This is a genomic window from Ferrovum myxofaciens (assembly GCF_000735045.1).
Lineage (GTDB): Bacteria > Pseudomonadota > Gammaproteobacteria > Burkholderiales > Ferrovaceae > Ferrovum > Ferrovum myxofaciens.
Map to the genome: position 1 here is coordinate 1 of NZ_JPOQ01000427.1, position 347 is coordinate 347.

General features: G+C 55.6%; 1 protein-coding gene. It reads right to left on the minus strand.

The genetic code is table 11. The features are described 5' to 3' along the window. Positions 1 to 294, minus strand: a 294-nt coding sequence (locus IV91_RS0114390; RefSeq protein ID WP_031599527.1) for a transposase, incomplete at its 3' end; no start/stop codon positions are given. Between the last annotated feature and the right edge of the window lie 53 nt (positions 295 to 347).

A 347-nucleotide genomic window follows, 5' to 3' on the forward strand; every position in this document is an offset into this window, starting at 1 on the left:
CGACTGCGTGATCAAGTAGATCGCCAAGAACCATTTGGTAAAAGGCAGTCGGGAGTGTTCCATCATCGTTCCGGAAATCAGGCTGGTCTGATGTGGGCAATGACCGCACTGCCATGTCAGCAGGCCGCCGCGGCGGAATTGCGAAGCCGTCCGAGCCTGGCAGCGCGGACAACAGAAACCGTTCGGCCAGCGTGCTTGGATGAAAGCGGCTTCGCACTGGCCCTCACGCCCATAGTGCGCGATGAATTCACTCATCGACAACCCCTTCTGAAACTGGATACTGTTGATCGCCATGGTTCACCTCAAACGGTTTTCGCAAGAGGTCAGCATACTGTATATCCGTACAG